At 64.1% G+C, this 4,770-nt stretch carries 4 protein-coding genes; 2 read left to right on the top strand and 2 right to left on the bottom strand.

Annotated elements, in window-relative coordinates; genetic code table 11:
* A partial coding sequence (locus tag ACTJK0_RS19785) for a zinc-binding dehydrogenase (protein WP_440746331.1) occupies positions 1-357 on the top strand: 357 nt, incomplete at its 5' end.
* Positions 354-926, top strand: coding sequence for a gluconokinase (locus tag ACTJK0_RS19780; RefSeq protein WP_440746330.1), 573 nt, complete (start codon positions 354-356; stop codon positions 924-926). The genes ACTJK0_RS19785 and ACTJK0_RS19780, both read left to right, overlap by 4 nt.
* Before the next feature lie 783 nt (positions 927-1,709).
* Here ACTJK0_RS19780 and pntB read toward each other — a convergent pair.
* Both pntB and ACTJK0_RS19770 read right to left on the bottom strand, forming a co-directional pair.
* Positions 1,710-3,185: a Re/Si-specific NAD(P)(+) transhydrogenase subunit beta gene (gene pntB / locus ACTJK0_RS19775; protein ID WP_440746329.1), complete on the bottom strand. Its 1,476-nt coding sequence runs from the start codon at positions 3,183-3,185 to the stop codon at positions 1,710-1,712.
* Complete coding sequence (locus ACTJK0_RS19770) at positions 3,182-4,738, bottom strand: Re/Si-specific NAD(P)(+) transhydrogenase subunit alpha (RefSeq protein ID WP_440746328.1); 1,557 nt, start codon at positions 4,736-4,738, stop codon at positions 3,182-3,184. The genes pntB and ACTJK0_RS19770 overlap by 4 nt, the downstream gene beginning before the upstream one ends.
* Between the last annotated feature and the right edge of the window lie 32 nt (positions 4,739-4,770).

The following is a 4,770-nucleotide window of genomic DNA, read 5'->3' as shown; positions in this document are numbered from 1 at the left end:
GTGGAGGCCGACGTCGTGATCGAATCCTCCGGAAACCACCACGGCCTCGCCTCAGCCATCAACGGCGCGGTCCGCGGCGGGACCGTGGTCATGGTCGGGCTGCTGCCCACCGGCATGCAGCCGGTCCCCATCTCGCTGGCCATCACCCGCGAACTGGACCTCAAAGGATCCTTCCGCTTCAACGACGAAATCGACCAGGTCATCACCGCCCTCGCCGACCGCTCACTCCACATCGGCCCCGTCATCACCCACGAATACCCCCTCGCCGACGCCCTGCACGCCTTCGAAGTCGCCAAAGACTCCACCACCTCCGGCAAAGTCCTCCTCAGCTTCGGCGGGGCGGGGGAGGTCCAATGAGCACACAGTTGCGTCCGCTGGTGGTGATGGGTGTTTCCGGCTGCGGAAAGTCCACGGTCGGCGCCCTCCTGGGGCAGCGTCTGGGCATGCCCTTCTTTGACGGGGATGATTTCCACCCTGCCGCCAACAAGCAAAAGATGGCCGCCGGGGTTCCTCTGACGGACAGGGACCGCGAGCCATGGCTTGCCCGGCTGGGGGAGTTGCTTGCAGGGAATGACGACGGCGGCGCGGGAGTCCCGCCGATCGTTGCCTGCTCGGCGCTGAAGCGCCGGTATAGGGACTTGTTGCGCAGCTACGCGCCGGATGTTGTCTTCATTCACCTGTTCGGCACTGCAGCAACAATCGGCGCCAGGATGGAGGCCCGCTCCCACGAGTTCATGCCGCGCACGCTGCTGGATTCCCAGTTTGCCGCGCTGGAGGAGCTGGAAGCGGACGAAACCCATCTTCTTGTGGACATCTCACAGCCCCTGGACCTCCTGGTGGAGTCGCTCGAGCTAAAGCTGAAGCCAGCGGATGCTCTCGCGGTTGGGCCAGAGTCGACGCTTCCGGGAGCCCCCCGAATTGCCTGACTTTGGAGAGGGTTTCCTTCTCCGTCAGGAGTACGAAGAACAGGGCCCCCTCTCCCACCTGTACGGCCACGCCACCAATGGACGAAAACCCGAGCTGGTCGGCAGACAGTTCCACGGTCTCGTAGACTGCCTTCGAGTTCGGAGGCTAAGGGTAGTGATGCCGGATGAATGGACAGGCTGATCCTGCGGCCGACTACCGACGCTGATACTCCCGCCGCCGTTGAAGCAGCCAGAAGCGGAATCCGCTCTGAGGTTCAGTAGGCATGGCCAACTTGGCCCAGGGAACTCAAAGAATAGAGGGGGTCACTTGAGCAGATTCACCGTGAACAAGCTATCGAGGCAATCAAGGTCGCAGCCACCCGTCATCAAACCGGACGTCCCAGTGTTTTCAATAGCGGCAATGCAGTTCGAGTCCGGGGTATTTGTCTGTCCCACCAACCGGGGTGTGGACAATGTCCACACCCCGGTCTGCTTTTACCAGGCAGGACCGTCAGGGCTACGTCCAATGTCACGGTTCCTGGTAGGGGAAGGATCCGATCGATCCAAGGCAATATCCAGCTCCAGCAATTCGTGATTGCAGTGCAGTAAGAACTCGTGCCTGTAGTGGAGGCCTATCCAAGGCGATGCAGCATAGTCATCGATGCCAAAGGCTTGCGCATAGGGTGCTGCTTCAGCGTCCCTGGTCTGATTGGACCTACGTGGTGGAAGTGCTGTTTGAACCACGCTCGGGAGTCCTGTTCGATGTCTGGGCATGGTCTCTCCTCTTGTGGAAGGTGCATTCGGTTAGAAGGCGCGGAGGATGTCTTCGACGCGGGTTTTGGCGTCGCCGAAGAGCATTTGGGAGTTGTCGCGGTAGAACAGGGGGTTCTGGACTCCTGCGTAGCCGGCGGCCATGGAGCGTTTGAACACGACGACGTTCTCGGCTTCCCAGACGCGCAGGACGGGCATGCCGGCGATGGGGCTGCCTGGGTCTTCGGCAGCGGCGGGGTTGACGGTGTCATTGGCACCGATGACGAGGACCACGGAGGTGTCGCCGAGGTCTTCGTTGATTTCGTCCATTTCGAGGACGATGTCGTAGGGGACCTTGGCTTCGGCAAGGAGGACGTTCATGTGCCCGGGGAGGCGCCCGGCAACCGGGTGGATGCCGAACCTGACGTTCACCCCGCGTTCGCGCAGCTGGTGGGCCAGTTCTGCGACCGGGTACTGGGCCTGTGCCACTGCCATTCCGTAGCCGGGGGTGATGACTACGCTGGAGGCGTTGGTCAGCATTTCCGCAGTGGCTTCGGCCGTGATCTCGCGGTGCTCGCCGTGGTCGGCGTCGCCGCCGGTGGTGGGGGCGGGGATGCCGAAGCCGCCGGCGATCACGGAAATGAAGGACCGGTTCATGGCCTTGCACATGATGTAGGACAGGTAGGCGCCTGAGGAACCTACTAAGGCGCCGGTGATGATGAGCAGGTCGTTGTTCAGCAGGAAGCCCGCGGCGGCAGCGGCCCAGCCGGAGTAGCTGTTGAGCATGGAGACGACGACGGGCATGTCGCCGCCGCCGATGGAGGCCACCAGGTGCCAGCCCAGCCCGAGGGCAAGGACAGTGACAACGACAAGGAGCCAGAGCTGTGAGTCGTTGACGTACCAGACGGTCAGGGCGACGAACACAACGAGGGCGCCCAGGTTGATGGCGTTCTTACCCGGCAGCATCAGGGGTGAGGACTTCATCCTCGCCGAGAGTTTCAGGAAGGCGACGATGGAGCCGGTGAAGGTCACTGCTCCGATGAAGACGCCGATGAATACCTCGGCGTGGTGGATTGCCGTCAGGTCCGGGGAGAGGGCGGGGGCTTCGAGGTGGCCGTTCCAGCCGACCAGGACCGCGGCAAGGCCCACGAAGCTGTGCAGCAGGGCGATCAGTTCCGGCATCCCGGTCATTTCGACTACCCGGGCGCGCCAGAGCCCGATCCCTGCGCCGATGAGCACGGCGGCCAGGAGCAGCCCCAGGCCGGTCAGGCCGGCGCCGGAGCCCCAGGCTTCCTGCAGGGTCAGCCAGATGGTCGCGGCGAGGGCGATGATCATCCCGGTGATGCCGTAGATGACCCCGGCGCGGGCTTTCTCGTGTTTGCTCAGCCCGGCGAGGCTGAGGATGAACAGCAGGGCCGCGACGATGTAGGCCGCCCCCGCGATGGTGTCGGCGGTCAACGGACCGGAGACGGTGTCGGGCACGGTAAGGCTCCTCGAGATGATTTCTGCTGCTTCGGTGGCGGCGCTCATGAACGTGCCTTCCCGGCCGAGAACATGGCGAGCATGCGCCGGGTCACGGCGAAGCCACCGAAGATATTGATGCTGGCCAGCAGGACCGCGACGGCGGCGAGCACCTGCATCGCGATGTTGTCGGAGGTGATCTGCAGCAGGGCACCGACGACGATGATCCCCGAGATCGCATTGGTGACGGACATCAGCGGGGTATGCAGGGCGTGGTGGACTTTCCCGATCACGTAAAACCCGACCACGACCGAGAGCATCAGGACCGTGAAGTGCTGAGGCAGCGGCGCCGGTGCGACCGCGCTGACCAGGAACAGCGCGGCGATGCCCGCGGCAAAGAGCCCTGCCTTACCGGCCGCGCTCAGGCCCTGCTTGTTCTTCGGTGCAGGGCTTTCGGCGGCCGCGGAGGCGTCCGGCTTCACCACGGGGGCGGCGGAGACCTGGACCGGGGGCGGCGGCCAGGTCTTCTCCCCGTTGCGCACCACCGTCACCGAGCGCTGAACCACATCATCAAAATCGATCCGGAGCTGGCCGTTCTTGTCCGGGGTCAGGAGCTTGAGCAGGTTCACCATGTTGGTCCCGTACAGCTGGGACGCCTGGGCCGGAAGCCGGGCCGGAAGATCCGTGTACCCCAGGATCACCACACCGTTCTCCGTCACGATCCGCCCGCCGGCCACAGAGCCTTCAACATTGCCGCCCTGACCGGCAGCCATATCCACGATCACGCTGCCGGCTTTCATCCCGGCCACGTCTTCGGCCGTAAGGAGTTTCGGCGCAGGGCGTCCCGGGATCAGGGCCGTGGTGATGATGATGTCAACCTCACGGGCCTGCTCGGTGTAAATTTCGGCCGCGCGCCGGTTGTACGCCTCCGACGTTGCTTTGGCGTACCCGTCAGAGGACTTCATCTCCTCCTCCACCTCAACCTTGAGGTAAGTACCGCCAATGGACTTGACCTGGTCCGCCACCTCGGGCCGCGGATCAGTAGCGCGAACGATCGCGCCCAGGCTGCTCGCAGCACCAATCGCCGCAAGGCCAGCAACGCCCGCGCCGGCAACGAGAACTTTCGCCGGCGGGACCTTGCCCGCCGCCGTGACCTGTCCGGTAAAGAACCTGCCAAACTCATGGGCGGCCTCGATCACGGCACGATACCCGGCGATGTTCGCCATCGAACTGAGGACATCCATTGACTGCGCCCGCGAGATGCGCGGCACCGCATCCAGGGCAAGAGCGGTGATGGGCCGGGCCGCCAAAGCCTCAACAAGCTCCGGCCGCAGGCCCGGGGCGAGCGTACCGATCAGCGTGGCACCAGGAGCCAAACGGCCGATTTCCTCCTCCGTGGGCGGATTGACCCGCAGCACTACGTCGCTGCCCCACGCATCGTCGGCACCGACGATCACCGCGCCCGCCGCAGCATATGCGTCGTCCCGGAAGGACGCGGACTCACCGGCGCCTTTTTCGACCACGACGTCGTAGCCCAAACCCAACAACTGCTTCACGGTGACAGGCGTCGCCGCCACCCTCGTTTCGCGACCTAACTCGGCCACGATGCCTATACGCGTCACTAATTTCTCTCTCTAAGATGTGGTGCCTTGGA

This window comes from Paenarthrobacter sp. 22069 (genome assembly GCF_052046035.1).
Lineage (GTDB): Bacteria > Actinomycetota > Actinomycetes > Actinomycetales > Micrococcaceae > Arthrobacter.
This window is presented reverse-complemented; position numbering and strand designations above follow the sequence as displayed.

Excerpts from the sequence above, each read along its gene's own strand:
- ACTJK0_RS19780 (WP_440746330.1), top strand. The coding sequence starts at position 354 with ATGAGCACACAGTTGCGTCCGCTGGTGGTGATGGGTGTTTCCGGCTGC.
- pntB (WP_440746329.1), bottom strand. The coding sequence starts at position 3,185 with ATGAGCGCCGCCACCGAAGCAGCAGAAATCATCTCGAGGAGCCTTACC.